This window comes from Streptosporangium sp. 'caverna', from assembly GCF_003203775.1.
GTDB lineage: Bacteria > Actinomycetota > Actinomycetes > Streptosporangiales > Streptosporangiaceae > Streptosporangium > Streptosporangium subroseum.
In genome coordinates, this window is record NZ_CP029711.1 from 3,330,052 (window position 1) to 3,344,331 (window position 14,280).

Sequence of the window (14,280 nt, forward strand, 5' to 3'; positions counted from 1 at the left end):
ATGTTTCGCAGAAAACCCCTGACCTCACTCATGGTGGTCGCGGCGCTCACGGCGGGGATGTTCGTCCCCGCCCAGGCGACGGCGGCACCGCTCGACTTCAAGCTCCGCCCGGTCCAGAAGGAAGCATCGGTCGCGGTCGGGAAGGTCGCGGTGGACGCCCCGGCTCCCGCCGCCGACTCCCAGCTCCGGCCGTGGAAGCCCGCGCCCCCGGCGCGGTGGCCGGACGCCGGCGCGGCCGAGGTCGCCCTGGACGCCCAGCCCGCTCAGCGCGACCGGGCGGCCCGAGGGCCCGGCCGGGTGCCCGCCGGTGACCTGCCGGTACGACTCGGCGCACCGGCCGACAAGGCCCGGACCCTCGCCGGGACGGGTCCCGCCCGCGCGAGGGTCGAGCTGGCGGACAGGACCGCCACCGCCAAGGCGGGCGTGGACGGGCTGCTGCTGGCCCTGCGCCCCGACCGGGCGGGGCGCCTCTCGGTCCAGGTCGACTACACGGAGCTGAAGGAGTCCCACGGCGCCGACTGGGCCTCGCGCCTGTCGCTCGTCCGGCTTCCCGAATGCGCGCTCACCACTCCCGAGCTGGACGAGTGTCGTAAGCAGACCCCGATCGCGGCGGCCAACGACACCTCGGCCGCCACGCTCACGGCCGACGTCGAGGCGGCGCCCGCGACGATCCTGGCCGCCGCCGCGGCCCCCCAGGGCGCGAACGGCTCCTACAAGGCCACCTCGCTCTCCCCCGAGGGGGAGTGGTCGGCGGGAAGCAACTCGGGAACCTTCGCCTACGACTACGACATCGACGTGCCGGCCGTCCCCGGCGAGCTCACCCCACCGGTCAAGCTCTCCTACTCCTCCTCCGCCGTGGACGGGCGGATGGCCTCCACCAACAACCAGCCCTCCTGGATCGGCGAGGGCTGGGACTACAAGCCCGGATTCATCGAGCGCAGCTACATGGCCTGCCTCGACGACAAGGGCGACGGCGCCAACAACACCGCCAAGACCGGCGACATGTGCTGGAAGTCCGACAACGCCGTCCTGTCGCTGAACGGCACGAACACCCCGCTGGTCCGTGACGACGCCAGCGGTGAGTGGCGGCAGGCCGACGACGACGGCGCCAGGGTGGAGCACCTCAAGGGCACCGCGACCGACACGGCCAACGGCGACAACGACAACGAATACTGGCGGATCACCACGACCGACGGCACGCAGTACTGGTTCGGCAAGAACCGCCTGCCCGGCTGGTCGTCGGGCAAGCCGGAGACCGGTTCGGTCAACGCGGCGCCGGTCTTCGGCAACCACGACGGAGAGCCCTGCCACACCTCGGCCTTCGCCGACTCCGCGTGCACCCAGGCCTGGCGCTGGCAGCTCGACTACGTCGTCGACGCCCAGGGCAACGCCATGGCCTACTACTACGCCAAGGAGACCAACTACTACGCCAAGAACATGGCCTCGACCGCCACGGCCGCCTACGTGCGGGAGAGCTATCCGACCCGCGCCGAGTACGGCCTCCGGGCCGGGCAGGCGTACGCCGCCATGGCCCCGGCCCGCGTCGTGTTCGGCGTCTCCGAGCGCTGCCTGTCCGCCTGCACCACCTTCGACGTCGCGCACGCCGCCAACTGGCCGGACGTTCCGGTCGACCAGAACTGCGCCTCCGGCGCCAAGTGCACCGCGATCGCGCCGACCTACTGGACCCGTAAGCGGCTGACCTCCATCACCACGCAGGTGCTGAACGGCTCGGTCTACCGGGACGTCGACTCCTGGGCGCTGGAGCAGCAGTTCCCCGGAACGGGGGACAGCTCCACGCCGGGCCTCTGGCTCGCCAGGATCACCCGGACCGGCAAGGCGACCGCGACCCCCGTCACGATGTCCCCGCTGACCTTCTACGGCACGCTCATGGAGAACCGCGTGGACGGCGCCGAGGGCCGCCCGCCGCTGCACAAGTATCGGCTCACCCGGATCGGCAGCGAGACCGGAGCCGACACCATCGTCGCCTACTCGGGCGCCGACTGCACCTACGGCGCCGCGCCCGATCCGGCGTCGAACACCAAGCGGTGCTATCCGTCCTGGTGGACCCCCGAGGGCTACGCGGACCCGGTCAAGGACTGGTTCCACAAATACGTCGTCACCCAGGTCACCGAGGACGACAAGGTCGCGGGCTCCGGCTCGGAGTCGAAGATCACCAGTTACGAGTATCTCGGCGGCGCGGCCTGGAAGAAGGACGACAGCGAGTTCATCGTCGACAAGCACCGCACCTACAACCAGTTCCGCGGCTACAAGACGGTCAGGACCAAGGTCGGCGCCTCGGTCAGGACCCAGACCGACACGATCTACTTCCGAGGTCTCGGCGGGGAGGCCGCCGACTCCGAGGGCAACGAGGTCAAGGACGACGACGCGCTGAACGGCACGGTCAGGGAGACCGTCACCTACGGCGGCGACGGCGGCCAGGTCGCCTCGGCGAGCGTCTCCGACCCGTGGGTCTCCGCGGTCACCGCCACGCGGGCCCGGCCGGGGCTGCCCGCCCTGACCGCGCGCATGACGGCCGTGGCGGCCCAGCGGGGCCGTACCCTCGTCTCCACCGCGTCCGGCACGGCCTGGCGGCGCACCCGCGCCGACTACACCTACAACGACCTCGGCCTCGTGACCACGGTGAGCGACCAGGGAGACACCGGTGTCTCCGGGGACGAGGAGTGCAAGCGCACCACCTACACCGCCCGCGACACGGCGAACTGGCTGACGTCCTACCCGTCGGCGGTGCTGACCACCGAGGGGACGTGCGCGGCTCCCGGGGCGACCACCTCCGAGACGCGGATGTACTACGACGGCCAGTCCCTCGGCGTGGCGCCCAAGGCCGGGCGGGCCGACGTCACCAGGACCGAGACGCTCGACCACAAGGACGGCACGACCCCGGTCTACGTCGCCACCATCGCCGACCACGACTCCTACGGACGGGTGGTGAGCGCCGCCGACGAGCTGGGACGGACCACCAAGACGGTCTACGCCCCGGCGACGGGGATCCCCACCGGCATGACGCTCACCGATCCCAAGGGCTTCGTGACCAGCACCGTCTTCGACGGGACGCGCGGGCTCACCCTGTCCACGGTCGACGCCAACGGGCGGACCACCTTCACCGACCACGACGCGCTCGGCCGGCTGACGGCGGTGTGGCTGCCGGGCCGCGCCAAATCCGCGAGCCCGCACACCACCTACGCCTACGCGACCTCCGTCACGCTCCCGACGGCCGTGACGGAGAAGGCGCTGCTGGAGGACGGCTCCTACCAGACCTCGATCACCCTGTACGACGGCCTGCTGCGTGAACGGCAGACGCAGAAGGACGCGCACAACGGCGGAAGGCTGGTGGAGGACACCTTCTACGACTCCCACGGGCGGTCCTGGAAGACCAACAGCACCTACTGGAACTCCGCCGCCCCCGCGGCCTCGCTGCTCTCCGTCGCCGACAACCTGGTCCCCGCGCAGACGGTCTCCGAGTATGACGGGCAGAGCAGGGAGACCGCCGAGATCTCCAAGTCGCTGAACGTCGAGAAGTGGCGCACCACCACCACCTACGGCGGCAACTACACCGCCGTCGTGCCGCCCGCGGGCGGCACGGCCACGCTCTCGGTGAACGACGCGCAGGGCTTCACCACGGAGGCGCGGCAGTACAAGGACCGTAACCCGGTCCTGGGCGCCCCGGCGTCCCAGTACAGCGCCACCCACTACGACCTCGACAGGGCGGGCCACCTGGAGAAGGTCACCGACGCGGCGGGCAACGTCTGGACCTACAAGTACGACCTGCGCGGCCGTGTCGTCTCGGTGTCCGACCCCGACGCGGGCACGACCACGACCCGCTACGACGCGGCCGGTCGCGTCTCCAGCGTCACCGACGGCAGGAACATCACCCTCGTCAGCGCCTACGACGAGTTCGGCCGCAAGAAGTCGGTGACCCAGGGCGGCGCCATGCTCGCCGAGTGGACCTACGACACCCTGCCCGGCGGGAAGGGGCTGCTCACGTCGTCGACCCGCTACGACAACGGCAACGCCTACGTCACGGCGGTCAAGGGCTACGACACGGCCGGCCGCCCGACCGGCTCCACCCTGACCGTCCCGCAGGCGGAGGGCGCGCTCGCCGGCTCCTACACCGTCGGCACGACCTACAAGCCGAACACCGGCCTGGCGGCCGGCACCTCCTACCCGGCGGCGGGCGGACTGCCGGCCGAGACCGTCCAGTACGGATACACCAAGCTCGGGCAGCAGGCCTCGCTGAACAGCGGCTCCACCCTGTACGTCAGCGGCACGCAGTACTCGCCCTACAACGAGGTCCTGCAGACCGTGCTCGGCGACGTCGGCGGCAGGGTCGTGCACACCATGGTCTACGAGGACCACACGCGACGCCTGGCCCAGGTGCTCAACGACCGGGAGAAGACGGGCCCGCAGACCATCGACAACGTGACCTACACCTACAACCCGGTGGGCGACCTCACCCGGGTCCGCAACGACCGCAACGACAAGACCTCGGCCGACACCCAGTGCTACACCTACGACCATCTGCGGCAGCTGACCGAGGCGTGGACCGCCGTCGACAACTGCGCGGGGGCGCCCACCGCGACGACCGTCGGCGGGCCCGACCGCTACTGGGAGACCTTCACCTTCGACGCGGCGGGCAACCGGCTCTCGGAGGTACAGCACACCACGGCGGGCGACGCCAAGCGGACCTACACCTACCCCGCCCCGGGGCAGCCGCAGCCGCACACCCTCCGCAAGGTCGAGACCACCGGCCCCGGAGCCCGTACCGACACCTACACCTACGACGCCGCCGGTAACACCGAGCGGCGCGTCACCTCCCTGGGCGACCAGGCGATGGAGTGGAACTCCGAGGGCGACCTGGCCGCCTCCACGGTCGCCGGCAGGCGCAGCACCTTCGTCTACGACGCCGACGGCAACCGGCTGCTGCGCCGCGACGCCGACGCCACGACCCTCTACATCGACGGACAGGAGCTCACCCTCACCAAGGCCACGAACAAGGTGAGCGGCACCCGCTACTACGAGGGCCCGCAGGCCACCGTGGTGCGGACCTCGGACGGCAAGGTCGGCTACCTGATCGGTGACCAGCACGACACCGACGAACTGACCGTCGACGCCTCCACCCTCGCGTTCACCCGCAGGCCCACCACGCCGTACGGCGCGGCCAGGGGAGTCGCGCCCGCCTCGTGGCCCGGCCAGAAGGGATTCGTCGGCGGCGCCGTCGACGCCTCGACCGGCCTGACCCACCTGGGGGCGCGGGAGTACGACGTCGCGATCGGCCGCTTCGTCTCCGCCGACCCGGTGATGGACCTGACCGACCCGCAGCAGATCAACGGCTACGCCTACGCCAACGCCAACCCGATCACCTGGCAGGACCCGACGGGTCTGAGGGTCTGCGACGGCGCCGAGTGCGCCCGGGAGGGCATCCGCCCGGACGGTCAGCCGATCAAGAAGGCCTCCGTCCACAAGTCCACCGGCGTGGTGAAGAACACCAAGAACAAGAAGAAAAAGAGCGGCGGCACCGCCTCCTCCTCGGGCGGCGGAGGCAGCTACAGGATGAACCCGGGCGCCTGCGCGACCTACGAGTGCTTCCGGGAGCTCACCGACGCCCAGTACGCCGCCGACACCCGCAAGCGGCTGGAGGAGCTCAACCGGCTCAACGCCCAGATCGCCGAGGAGCGGGCCAAGAAGGTCCGGGCCGAGATCGAGCTGGCGAAGGAGAAGGAGAAGGCCAAGAAGAAGAAGCGCGGCTGGTGGGACCGGTGGGGCCGTACCGTCGCCACCGTGGCGGTCGGCGTGGCCGGAGCGGTGGCGGTGGGCGCGTGCGGCGTCACCATCGTCTGCGGCATCGCCGTCGGGGCCGCCGTCGGAGCGGCGACCTACTCCACGAGGAACGCCGGGTCCAACCGGTTCAACTGGACGGACTTCGCGTTCAGCGCCGGAACCGGGGCCGCCCTCGGAGGCGCCGGTCGATATCTGAAGGCGGGCCAGGAACTCGCCAAGGCCCGGGCCGGCGTCAAGATTCCGATGTCCACCGAGGTCCTCAGAGGCGCCCGTAATATGGTCGGCAGTCCCAGGCAGACATGGGGGTACACCAATTGGTTCAAGCTCCACAAGCCGTGAGCAGGCTCAGGGCGGCGCTCCGTAAACCGCGCACCTGGGCGGTCATCGCCGGCATGGCGGCGCTGATGTTCGCCGCGGTCCTCCTCCTGCCGGAAGACTTCTCGATCTACGGCGTCATCGCGATCGCGGCTGTCGGCTCGATGCTCATCGACTACTCCGAATAACCGGCTTCTTCCGGATGACAACAAGCGGGGCCCGTCTTACGGCGGGCCCCGTTCGTTCATCCCTGGTAGACCTGCTCCCCGCCGACGAAGGTCATGGCGACCTTCGTCCGCCAGATGTCGGCCTGGGGCTCGGTGAACGGGTCGCGGTCCAGGACGACCAGGTCGGCGCGGTTGCCGGGGATGACGGTCCCCGCGTCGTCGTCGTGGTTGATCCAGGCCGAACCCGCGGTGTACGCCGTCAGCGCGGTGGCCAGGTCCAGCGCCTGGCCGGGCAGGAACGGGGTCTGCGCCGTCGGGTAGTCCGCGTGCACCGAGCCGCCCGGCTCGGTGCGGTTCACGGCCACGTGCATGCCCTGGATCGGGTCGGCGTTGGAGACCGGCCAGTCGCTGCCCGCGCAGAACCGGGTGCCGGCGTGCAGCAGGTCGGCGAACGGATACTGCCAGGAGGACCGCTCGTCGCCCAGGAACGGGATGGTCAGCTCGTCCATCTGGGCGTGGTGGGTGGCCCAGAGCGGCTGCAGGTTGGCCGTCACGCCGAGCCGGGCGAAGCGCGGCACGTCGGAGGGTTCGATGATCTGCAGGTGCGCGATGTGGTGCCGGTTGGCCGGGTCGCTGCCCTCGAAGCTGTCCAGCGCCTCGCGGACGGCCCGCTCGCCGATCGCGTGGAAGTGCACCTGGAAGCCGTGCCGGTCCAGCTCGGCGACGTATTTGTTCAGCAGCGCGGGATCGACGTAGGACAGGCCGGTCCCGCCGCAGCGGCAGTAGGGCTCGATCACCGCGGCGGTGAAGTTCTCGGCGATTCCGTCCTGCATGATCTTGATCGACGTGGCCTGGAAACGCTCCAGGCCCTCGGCGGCCCTCCGGCGCTCCACGAGATCGGGGATCTGCTCGGCCCCGCGCGTGCGGTCCCACCAGAGCGCGCCCACGACCCGGGCCTTCAGCCGCCCCGAGGCCGCGGCGGAGACGTAGGTGGGCAGGTGGTCGACGGAGCCCGCGTAGGAGCCGACGATGGCGTCCTGCCAGCCGGTGATGCCCTGGGAGAACAGGTGCGACTGGGCCTCCACCAGCGCGTCGGCCTGATCCTGGACGGTTGGACGCGGGGTGAGCAGGCCCACCAGGTCCATCGCGCCCTCGTGCAGCACGCCGCTCGGCGTGCCGTCGGCGTCGCGTTCGATCCTGCCGTCGGCGGGGTCGGGGGTGTCGCGGGTGATCCCGGCGAGTTCCAGGGCCCGGCTGTTCACCCAGGCGGCGTGGTGGTCGCGCTGGATCAGGTAGACGGGACGGTCGAGGAAGTCGAGCTGCGAACGGTGGGGGAGGCCGCCGGGGAAGGCCGACATGTCCCAGCCGCCGCCGTCGATCCACGCGCGGCCGGGATGGGATCCGGCGTAGGAGGCGATCAGCTCCAGATACTCCGGCAGGCCGTACACCTCGGCCAGGTCGCACTTGGCCCGCTCCAGCCCCGCCTGGACCGGATGGATGTGGGCGTCGGTGAAACCGGGGGTCAGCAGGCCGCCGCCGAGGTCAACGGTCTCGTGGCCGGGGGCCGCCAGCCGTGCGAGGTCGGACTCCCCGCCCACGGCGCTGATCCGGCCGTCGCGGACCAGCACCGCCTCGGCGAAGGCCTCGGCGGCGAGGAACACCCTGCCGCCGCGGAAGAGGATGTCGCTCATCCGGTCACCGCCGAAAGGCGGATCGCGCCGGTCGCTCGCGAGCCGGGGCGGTCGCAGGCCGGCGGCCCCGCGATCTCACTGCCTTCGTACAAGCGGGTCATTTCTCTCCTCAGCGTCCGGTGATGGAGTCGGCGATGCGGGCCAGCATGGAGGTGCGGCCGAGCCCGGCGTTCTCCCGGGCGTCGGCCCGGCGGTACAGGTCGTACATGGCGTGCACGCCGATCCATCGGAGCGGTTCAACTTCCCAGCCTCGCACCTTGCGACCCACCCAGGGCATGGACGCCAGCTCGGTGTCCTCGCGCAGGATCAGGTCGCGCAGGGTACGGCCGGCGAGGTTGGTCGTGGTGACCCCGTGACCGGTGTAGCCGCCCGCCCAGCCGATGCCGGTGGAGTGGTCCACGTGCACGGTGGCGCACCAGTCGCGCGGCACGCCGAGCACGCCCGACCAGGTGTGTGCCACCTTGGAGGCCTTCACAGCGGGGAACATACCGGTCAGCAAATCCCAAAGCGCCTCGATCGTCCACTCGTGGGTGTGGCCACGATCGTCCACATGTGATCCGTACAAATAGGGTTTGCCGCGTCCGCCGAACGCGATCCTGCCGTCGGCGGTGCGCTGGGCGTAGGTGTAGTAGTGCGCCATGTCGCCGAGCAGTTCGCTGCCCTCCCAGCCGATCGCGTCCCACAGGTCGCCCAGCGGCTCGGTGACGATCATCGAGCTGTTCATCGGCAGCCATGCCCGGTGATACTGCTTCAGCCCGGCGGTGAAGCCCTCGGTGGCGCGGATGACATATTCGGCGCGGACCGTGCCGTACGGCGTGCGGGCCTCCCGGGGGGCGATCTCGGTGACGGGGGTGCGCTCGAAGATCTCCACCCCCAGGTCCCGCACGGTCCGCGCCAGGCCGACGGCCAGTTTGGCGGGCTGGATCCGGGCGCAGTGCGGGCTCCAGATCGCGCTGACCGCCCCGTCCACCCGCATGCGGCTCTCCCGCTCGGCCGGATCGAGCAGCCGGACGTCCTCCTCGGTCCAGCCCCAGTGGCGCTCGTGGGCGAGCAACTCGCGCAGCCGCCGGTCCTGGGCGGCGTTGACGGCGACCGTGGTGACGCCGCCCTTGACGACGTCGGCGTCGATGCCCTCGTTCGCGGTGACGGCGATGACCTCGTCGACGGACTCGAACATCATCCGCTGGAGCCGCTTGGCCGCGTCCACACCGTGGGTCTTCGCATAACGCTCGGGGGTTCCCGCGAGCTCGCCGACCAGCCAGCCGCCGTTGCGCCCGGACGCGCCGTACCCGGCGAACTCCTTCTCCAGCACGATGATCCGCAAGCCGGGGCTGGCCTTCTTCAGGTAGTAGGCGGTCCACAGACCGGTGTAACCGGCGCCGACGATGACCACGTCGGCGTCACGGTCGCCCTCCAGGGGGCCTTTCGCCACGGGGACGCCGAGGGAGCGATACCAGAAGGAGACGTCTCCGTTGACAAAGTCCCCGGCCAGGGGAACACGCGTGCTCATGGCTTTATATCCTTCTATATCCGTTAATTAGAGTGCACCTTCCAACGGAAACCGTTGTACAACCGCTGTGTAACAGCGCAATAAGGGATCTTCGCAGACGTAACGATGGGCTCACTCCTGTGTAGCAGTCCCGTAACAGAGCTGGGTAAGGCTGTCCTCAACAGAGGGAGCGTTTTAATGGGATTTCTGCGGATTCGTACTACCGTCGACGAGCGGCCGGGGCGTCTGGCCTCGCTGGCCGCCGCGCTTGCGGCCAAGGGCGGCAACATCCTGGGTCTGAGCGTGCAGACCGACGCCGACGGCACGGTGGACGAGTTCGTCACGGACATCCCCGCCGGTGCCGAGGCGGTGCGCGAGGCGCTGGAGGCGGCCGGCGGACGGCGCGTCCAGGTTGTCACCGCCACCGCCCACGAGCTGACCGACGAGCCCACCCGCGTGCTCCTGCTCGCCTCCCGGCTGCGCACGACACCCTGGCGGCTGCCCGAGCTGCTCGGAGAGTTGCTGCGCGCCGACGACTCCCGCTGGGTCTACGGTTCGGATATGAGTGATCTTCCGGACCCGACGCTGCTGACCGTTCCCGTGGCCGCGCGCCGGGCGATCCGGGTGCGCAGGGCCGAGCTGCCCTTCACCCTGACCGAGGCCGCCCGGGCCGCCTCCTTCGTACGGCTCGCGCAGCCCCCCGTGCAGCAGACCGGGGCCGACCGCGACATCAAGCTGGCCGACGGCAGCGAGGTCCAGATCCGCCCGCTCACCCAGCTCTACCGCGAGGCCGTCCGCGACCTGCACGATCGCTGCTCGCCCGAGGCCCGCAGGTTCCGCTACTTCACCTCGATGCCGATACTGCCGCCCAAGGTCTTCGACCGGCTCTGCGACCGCAGCCGCGGTCACTCGCTCGTCGCCGGCCACGACGGGCAGGTGGTCGCGCTGGCCAACCTGATGTTCACCCCGGATCCCGGCATCGCCGAGATGGCCTTCCTGGTCGAGGACCGCTGGCAGGGCAGGGGGCTGGGCACGGTGCTGGCCAGGATGCTCGTCCGCCAGGCCCGCGATCTGGGCTTCGCCGAGGTCAGGGCCACCCTGCTCTCCGACAACGTGCGCATGCGCAGGCTCCTGGTCTCGCTCGGCGCGACCCTGAGCTATACCGAGGACCCCGGCGTGGTGGAAGCCAGGCTGGCCGTGGGCGTGATGGCGACGGTATCTCCGAGCTGAACCCATCACCTGGTCTCTCCGGTTCGGGATCGCTCAGGGATTGCGAACCGGAGAGACCAGAGCTCCGTACATGCCACGGTCTCCTGGGAGGCCGTGGCCTCGTGCGTCTCGCGGGAGCCCTGCGCGTCTCACGGGAAGGTCTTCATCCCGGCCGTTTCATGGGAGATCAGGAATCCGGTATCGGGTCCTGCGGCTGGTCCAGGGCGTCCAGGCGGCGCTCGATCCGGTCCAGGCTCTCCTGGATCCGGTCCAACTTGGCGGAGAGCGGCGACCCGACGCCCTGGAAGCCCTCCTCGCTCCTCAGGAGCCGGTCCCGGCCGCGCCGTCCGGTCAGCATGATCACCTGGGCGCGTACGGCCTCAAGCCGCGCCCCCCGGTTGACGAGCACCCGGGCCGCGACCCCCTCGGCCTCGCGGATCAGGCCGAGCAGGATGTGCTCGGTGCCGATGTAGTTGTGGTGCAGGTTGAGCGCCTCCCGCAAGGACAGCTCCAGCACCTTCTTGGCCTGCGGGGTGAACGGGATGTGGCCGTCAGGGGCTTCGTCCCCCCTGCCGATGATCTCTTCCACGTCGTTTCGTACCTGCTCGCCGCTGATGCCGAAGCTCTGCAGGGCGTGGCCGGCGGCGCCGTCCTTCTCGCCGATCAGGCCGAGCAGGATGTGCTCGGTGCCGATGTGGTCGTGGCTGAGGCGCCGGGCCTCTTCCTGGGCCAGGACCACGATGCGGCGGGCACGGTCGGTGAAGCGCTCGAACACGAGGGCCTCCGGGAGAGGTGTCGAGTTGCTTGTGTATCCACTATGCGCCAGACCGCTCGATACGTGAGGGGATATAGGCCACAGAATCCCCTTGAAACCGGGGCCGGACGTGTCCACGGGTGACGTTCCTCGGCGACTTCCGGCGTGCGCGGAGTGTGTGAGGGCGGGCGCGGTCTTCATGACCTCGCAGGTCCGACCGGTGTCGAGGGTGATGCGCCGGTGTCGCGTACCCCCTTGCCGGTGCCGCGTCCTCACCCCGCGAGCCGGCGAACCGATCGGAAACCGGCATGTCATGGCTGACACGGCCAGATCCGGCGCTTCCGTGGAATGAATCTTACATTTTCCTGTGAGATTAACGGCAAATATCTTTTCGGCGCGGACGGGGCGCGCATAGGGTCGGCCGCATGACGATCAACGCGTTCATCGACGCGCTCCCCAAGGTCGAGCTCCACGTCCACCTGATCGGCTCCGCCTCGGTCCCCACCGTGCTGGAGCTCTCCCGCCGCCACCCCGACAGCCGCGTGCCCACGACGGAGGAGGAGCTGCGCGCCTTCTACGGGTTCCGCGACTTCCCGCACTTCGCCGAGGTCTACCGGGCGGTCAACGCCCTGGTCCGCACCCCCGAGGACATCGCGACCCTGGTGACAGGGCTGGCCGGGGACCTGGCCCGGCAGAACGGGCGCTACGTCGAGCTGACCGTCACGCCGTACGCGCACCACATCATGGGCATGCCGATGCGGGAGGTCACCGAGGCGTTCGACCTGGCCGCCCGGCACTCCCGCGACGAGCACGGCGTCCAGGTGGCCTACATCTTCGACATCCCCGGCGAGTACGGCGTCGAGGCGGCCCGGGTCACCCTGGATCACGCCCTGCAGGAACCTCCCGAGGCATTGGTAGGTTTTGGACTGGCCGGAATCGAACAGGAGCGCCCGCAGTACCGCGACGCCTTCAGGGACGCCTTCCGCGCGGCCACCGCCGCCGGGCTGCACAGCCTGCCGCACGCGGGGGAGATGGACGGCCCCGAGCCGATCTGGGAGGCCCTCGACCATCTGGGCGCCGAGCGGATCGGCCACGGCATCGCCTGCCTGGACGACCCCCGCCTCGTCGCGCACCTGCGCGAGACCCAGATTCCCCTGGAGGTCTGCCCCACCTCCAACGTGTGCACCGGGCAGGTCGCCCACATCAAGGAGCACCCGCTCCCACGTCTGCTGGAGGAGGGCCTGTTCGTCACCCTCAACAGCGACGACCCGCCCATGTTCGCCACCACGCTGAGCAACGAGTATCGGGTCGCCGCCGAGGTCTTCGGCCTCGACCGGGAGGCTCTCGTCGGTCTGGCCCGCAATGCCGTCAACGCCTCCTGTCTGGACCCCGCGGGCAAGCAGACGCTCCTCACCGAGATCGACGGCCTCCTCGCCGACCCATCGACGCCGTGAACCACGCGGTCCGCGCCGAGCGCCGTCGAAGGTCAGGAAGCGGTGAGCGCGGCCCGCGCAGCGTCCGACCGCTGGATGTGAAGCGCCGTCTTGATCAGCCGTTCATTCATGATCGGAGCTGAGCGGTCGAAGGCGCTGAGGTTGTACTCCTCGCGGAGAGGCCGCGACTGCCAGGTCACGTCGTTGCGTTATAGCGGCGCCGTCGCTGTACGGCTCCGCGAAGCGCGGGCGCCTCGTCCGGCTCGTCGAGCGAGGACAGCAATTTGTTGAACTGCTCGGAGGACATCAACGTGACGTCGGGCCGGGCGAGCACTCGGCCGGCCTCCGCATGGGCCGCCCGGAGGACGAAGGACGAGATCGGCTCTCCCCGGGCCTGCGCTGCCTGCGTGATGAGCTCCTCGGCTGCCGCATCCACGCTTATCTCGATGCGACGTGTCTTGGCGGTCATCACCTCCACCTCCTCCCGCTGTACGTCGTTCGTACGACTCTTCTCAGACTGTTGCTCACTCTAATAGTCACTGGTCGATCGCTTAGCGTGATTCATGCGATCTTGGCGATAGTCGAATCCGCGTGGAAGAGAAAGGGCGGCCACGAAGGCCGGTGACGGACTCCCTGTAAAGCGGCGGGATCAGGGTGAGGAGATGCGGCCCAGGGAGGCGGGGATCTTGGAGGCGGCGGCCCGGTCCAGCAGGAAGAGGGTGCGCTGGCGTCCGCGGGCGCCGGCCGCCGGGACCTGCATGGTTCCCGACTCCGACAGGGCCAGCCGTACGGCGGCGGACTTCTCCTCGCCGGCGGCGATCACCCAGACATCGCGCGCGCCCTGGATGACCGGCAGCGACAGTGAGATACGGGTGGGCGGCGGCTTCGGTGAGCCGTGCACCGCCATCGCAGGGCGCGTGTCGTACAGCGCGGGCATGCCGGGGAACAGCGAGGCCACGTGGCCGTCCGGGCCCATGCCCAGCATCAGGACGTCGAAGGACGGCGCGGGGCCGTGGTCCTCGGGGCGCGAGGCCCGGCGGAGCTCCTCGGTGTACGCCTCGGCCGACTCCTCCGCGGTCATGCCCGAGTCGGGGCCGCGCATCACGTGGACCCGGGCCGGGTCCAGGTCGACGTTGTCGAGGAGGGCCTTGCGGGCACCGGTCTCGTTGCGCTCGGAGTCGCCGCTGGGCAGGAAACGCTCGTCGCCCCACCAGATGTCCAGGTTGCGCCAGTCGACGGCGTCACGGGCCGGGGAGGCGGAGATCTCGGCCAAAGTGGCGATGCCGACGGTGCCGCCGGTCAGAACCAGTGAGGCCGACCCCTTGGCCGCCTGGTCGTCGACCATGCGGGTGATCACCCGGGCGGCGACCGCCTTGGCGAGCACGTCGGCGTCACGATGGATGATCACAGTGGGAACGCTCACGAC

Annotated in this window: 8 protein-coding genes and 1 pseudogene; 4 read left to right on the forward strand and 5 right to left on the reverse strand. The window is 70.1% G+C overall.

Going from position 1 to position 14,280, the window contains the following annotated elements:
- Both DKM19_RS52720 and DKM19_RS49435 read left to right on the forward strand, forming a co-directional pair.
- A complete protein-coding gene (locus DKM19_RS52720; protein ID WP_162641488.1) occupies window positions 1-6,135 on the forward strand; it encodes an RHS repeat-associated core domain-containing protein in 6,135 nt (2,044 codons plus the stop codon).
- Window positions 6,132-6,299 (forward strand): hypothetical protein, encoded by a 168-nt coding sequence (locus DKM19_RS49435; RefSeq protein WP_162641489.1) that lies wholly within the window; start codon window positions 6,132-6,134, stop codon window positions 6,297-6,299. The genes DKM19_RS52720 and DKM19_RS49435 overlap by 4 nt, the downstream gene beginning before the upstream one ends.
- A 56-nt stretch (window positions 6,300-6,355) precedes the next feature.
- On the opposite strand, the gene DKM19_RS14735 is transcribed toward DKM19_RS49435, so the two are convergent.
- Together DKM19_RS14735 and DKM19_RS14740 are read right to left on the reverse strand one after the other, a co-directional pair.
- Complete coding sequence (locus tag DKM19_RS14735; RefSeq protein WP_110696176.1) at window positions 6,356-7,969, reverse strand: amidohydrolase; 1,614 nt, start codon at window positions 7,967-7,969, stop codon at window positions 6,356-6,358.
- A gap of 109 nt (window positions 7,970-8,078) precedes the next feature.
- Entirely contained in the window at window positions 8,079-9,479 is a 1,401-nt protein-coding gene (locus DKM19_RS14740) for an FAD-binding oxidoreductase (RefSeq protein ID WP_110696177.1), read from the reverse strand.
- 177 nt (window positions 9,480-9,656) lie between these two features.
- Between DKM19_RS14740 and DKM19_RS14745 the strand changes: the two genes are divergently transcribed.
- On the forward strand, window positions 9,657-10,688 hold the full coding sequence (locus DKM19_RS14745; RefSeq protein ID WP_110696178.1) for a GNAT family N-acetyltransferase: 1,032 nt from the start codon (window positions 9,657-9,659) through the stop codon (window positions 10,686-10,688).
- Window positions 10,689-10,998: 310 nt separating this feature from the next.
- Here DKM19_RS14745 and DKM19_RS14750 read toward each other — a convergent pair.
- Window positions 10,999-11,442, reverse strand: a pseudogene (locus DKM19_RS14750) (Clp protease N-terminal domain-containing protein); the annotation flags it as partial.
- Between the two features lie 404 nt (window positions 11,443-11,846).
- On the opposite strand from DKM19_RS14750, the gene add reads away from it, so the two are divergent.
- Window positions 11,847-12,875, forward strand: coding sequence for an adenosine deaminase (add, locus tag DKM19_RS14755; protein WP_110696180.1), 1,029 nt, complete (start codon window positions 11,847-11,849; stop codon window positions 12,873-12,875).
- Between the two features lie 175 nt (window positions 12,876-13,050).
- Here add and DKM19_RS14760 read toward each other — a convergent pair whose 3' ends face one another.
- Both DKM19_RS14760 and pgl read right to left on the reverse strand, forming a co-directional pair.
- Entirely contained in the window at window positions 13,051-13,323 is a 273-nt protein-coding gene (locus DKM19_RS14760; RefSeq protein WP_162641491.1) for a DUF1778 domain-containing protein, read from the reverse strand.
- A gap of 180 nt (window positions 13,324-13,503) precedes the next feature.
- Entirely contained in the window at window positions 13,504-14,277 is a 774-nt protein-coding gene (gene pgl / locus DKM19_RS14765) for a 6-phosphogluconolactonase (RefSeq protein ID WP_110696182.1), read from the reverse strand.
- Window positions 14,278-14,280: the final 3 nt, after the last annotated feature.

Bases quoted from the DNA above. Each gene is read 5' to 3' on its own strand.
- DKM19_RS52720 (WP_162641488.1), top strand. From the start codon at position 1: ATGTTTCGCAGAAAACCCCTGACCTCACTCATGGTGGTCGCGGCGCTC.
- DKM19_RS14735 (WP_110696176.1), bottom strand. From the start codon at position 7,969: ATGAGCGACATCCTCTTCCGCGGCGGCAGGGTGTTCCTCGCCGCCGAG.
- DKM19_RS14740 (WP_110696177.1), bottom strand. From the start codon at position 9,479: ATGAGCACGCGTGTTCCCCTGGCCGGGGACTTTGTCAACGGAGACGTC.
- DKM19_RS14745 (WP_110696178.1), top strand. From the start codon at position 9,657: ATGGGATTTCTGCGGATTCGTACTACCGTCGACGAGCGGCCGGGGCGT.
- add (WP_110696180.1), top strand. From the start codon at position 11,847: ATGACGATCAACGCGTTCATCGACGCGCTCCCCAAGGTCGAGCTCCAC.
- DKM19_RS14760 (WP_162641491.1), bottom strand. From the start codon at position 13,323: ATGACCGCCAAGACACGTCGCATCGAGATAAGCGTGGATGCGGCAGCC.